This window comes from Bacillus proteolyticus (assembly GCF_001884065.1).
Lineage (GTDB): Bacteria > Bacillota > Bacilli > Bacillales > Bacillaceae_G > Bacillus_A > Bacillus_A proteolyticus.
In genome coordinates this window covers 1-2,668 of record NZ_MACH01000082.1, presented here as the reverse complement: position 1 = coordinate 2,668, position 2,668 = coordinate 1, and the positions used below count along the sequence as shown (strand labels likewise).

Annotated in this window: 5 protein-coding genes; 2 read left to right on the top strand and 3 right to left on the bottom strand. The window is 35.3% G+C overall.

The genetic code is table 11. The features are described 5' to 3' along the window. Together BAQ49_RS13450 and BAQ49_RS34270 are read left to right on the top strand one after the other, a co-directional pair. Positions 1-408, top strand: a 408-nt coding sequence (locus BAQ49_RS13450; RefSeq protein ID WP_116733456.1) for a DDE-type integrase/transposase/recombinase, incomplete at its 5' end; no start/stop codon positions are given. A 30-nt stretch (positions 409-438) separates the two neighbouring features. Then, positions 439-693, top strand: coding sequence for a TetR family transcriptional regulator (locus BAQ49_RS34270; protein WP_071745733.1), 255 nt, complete (start codon positions 439-441; stop codon positions 691-693). A gap of 1 nt (position 694) precedes the next feature. Here the strand turns inward: BAQ49_RS34270 and BAQ49_RS13440 are convergent, their stop codons facing one another. From BAQ49_RS13440 to BAQ49_RS13430, 3 genes are all read right to left on the bottom strand, one after another. Next, positions 695-1,009: an HNH endonuclease gene (locus BAQ49_RS13440; RefSeq protein ID WP_071745732.1), complete on the bottom strand. Its 315-nt coding sequence runs from the start codon at positions 1,007-1,009 to the stop codon at positions 695-697. Between the two features lie 54 nt (positions 1,010-1,063). Beyond that, the gene (locus tag BAQ49_RS13435; RefSeq protein ID WP_001250603.1) at positions 1,064-1,255 is read right to left on the bottom strand and encodes a hypothetical protein; all 192 of its coding nucleotides are present in this window, start codon (positions 1,253-1,255) and stop codon (positions 1,064-1,066) included. Positions 1,256-1,497: 242 nt separating this feature from the next. Next, on the bottom strand, positions 1,498-1,776 hold the full coding sequence (locus tag BAQ49_RS13430; RefSeq protein WP_071745731.1) for a hypothetical protein: 279 nt from the start codon (positions 1,774-1,776) through the stop codon (positions 1,498-1,500). Positions 1,777-2,668 lie beyond the last annotated feature (892 nt).

Here is a 2,668-nt window from a genome sequence, read left to right as displayed (position 1 = left end):
TATACAATTGATTTTTATCTAAATCAATCAAGAGATAAACAAGCAGCCAAGCGCTTTTTCAAGAAAGCCTTGGCTCTTTCGTACGTTTCTAAACCTCGCGTGATAACAGTAGATAAGAATCCTGCCTATCCTGTAGCGATTCAAGAGTTGAAAGAAGAGAAACATATGCCTGAAGGTATACAACTAAGGCAAGTTAGATATCTCAATAATATAGTGGAACAGGATCATCGTTTTATTAAGAAACGCGTGCGTTCTATGTTGGGATTCAAGTCATTTAAAACAGCAACCTCTATATTGAGTGGTGTTGAAGCCATGCATATGATGAAAAAAGGGAAACTTCACTCACAGGTGAAGTCTGCCCAAAATGAAGTTAGGTTCATACATAAATTGTTTGGAATTGCATCATAATCTGCCATTGAACAGTCTATGTAGGTTTCTATGTCCCTATCAAATGATTTTTGCACCAGAACCGCAAAAGAAGCTGCCATAACACCTGGACTTATTCACTATTATTTTAAAAACAAAGAAGAACTGTTATTTTCCGTTCAGAACCAGGTTCAAGAGCGATATCCTAACAAGTATGAAGGGAAAGGGAAAGATAAAAAATATTTATCTCCATTGGAGACTTTACAGGAGATAAGATCAAGGGCAGAAAAAGATCTGAATGGTACCGATGGCAATCGCCTCCCCTAGTTTAGTTAGCTCCATCTCTATCACTCCTAATTAAATCCCCATTCTCATCAAACATCACACCTTCTGCTACAGGACTATTCTTCTCATGATGCTCACGGTTGTGACAATCCTGACACAGTAGCTCTAAGTTACTGAAGCTTAACGTAATCTCTGGATCATTAATATTCTCAGGCATTATGTAATGCTTATGGTGAACAATCTTACCTGCTCTCACTGTACATCTCTCACACAATCCATGTCTGAATTTATAATAAGAGTCTCTGCACTTCTTCCATGCTGCAGTTTTATAAAACTTCTTTGCATACTCCTTTGCCATTCACCCACCTCACGATAATTGCTATAAACTTAATCAAACTCATTTATCCTTACATTATTTATTTCTTTGCTTCCATACCCCATGCTCTTTACGATAAGTATCCTTTCCATTCATGAAGTCAGCTGTATTACCAGGCATGCTATATCTTTTATTCTTTTTCTTAGCCTTTTTCTTCAGCCTTTTCTCTTCTTGAACAGCTTGCAAATCCGCCTTCCACTGTTTCAACAAATCCTTTTCACGTCGCATCGAATTTGTACCCCTCGGATTAAAATGTGAACCAAACAACTAGATTCTACCAATTTATATAGATATCCTTTAATCCAATTGTTAATTTTATACAAAATAAAAGAGCACCCATAATCGATAGGTGCTCAAATATATGAAGTGGGGCAACCCCATACTCCAATATATGCTTGTCTTATTAGAATATTCACTGATTTAATGTGTAATTTATATATAACAAAGAAAAAAGCACCCATTTTGGATGCTTAATGTATACTAATATTAATATTGAATAGCTCTATTGATAGACTTTCTAGAACAATGAATATACTAGCTGAAGCTAATCTATATCCAATATTATTTCCTGTAACATTAATAGTAATCTCCGCTAAATGGGTTTGCACATCATCTTTTTCAAAAATTTTATCTTCAACCTTTTCAATTATTGCTACATTATCTACTTCTTTAAAAGTTTTCAGCAATTTTGTTTCTAATAAAGTAAAATCAAAATTTTCATTTTTAACTACATCAAATTTAATCTTCATTTTTCTTTCCCCATTTTTAACCAGTTAATATATTGACATTAGTATAATTATATATACTTTTATTACATAATTCAAAAGTTATGTTTTATAAAACTCCCCATAGTTCACATATTTAATAGAGAGAAATAAAAAAACAAATGGCAAAAGTTCCTCTTCAAAGGTCAAGATAACTCTCAACCTTCTCCAAGTCACCGCAACACTATATATTAGCTACACGCTTCACATTTGGTTAGTTCGGTGACTGGGAGAAGACTAAGAATCTTCTCGTTTATACTCCGTAGAGTCGGCTCAATACTTCGGCTACTTAATGTCATTTTCACCTTTGCAGACCAATATCGAATTATAAAGGATTAATATCAAGACGTATATATTTCTTCCGACGCCTTGTCTGAACCAATACACTAGAGGGACGGAAGGGGAATGTTTCCGTTGTATTGGCTCAAACAAAGAGCGAAAGCTCTCTGCTCTCATTTTGGTCATTAATAAGAATCGTGAGTAATTACTAATGAACGAGATTACGCATACATTTTTAGAATTTTAGAACGCAAGTGTCACTCAATCATGAGCAACCACCCCCATTCCATTTTCAAGAAACGACATATCAGAGAAATAGACTTATATTTATTATCAACCCAGAGGACGCATTCCGAGCTGAATGATAAATATAAATAATTTCGGGAAGCTCTTATTCCCTCTAGCCTCCGCGTCACCGAGTAACGTTATTATAATGGGAACGCTATCCCCAAAACGTATTCTCTTTTCAAAGAACTGTTTATCATTTTAGCCAAGAAGACTCCTTCCTCAAGGAACGCGAAGTGAGTAGGTGGGAGATGAATTGGCTTCGGACAAGGGATGGCAGGAAGCCATCTTAATTGTTCGACATACATAAACT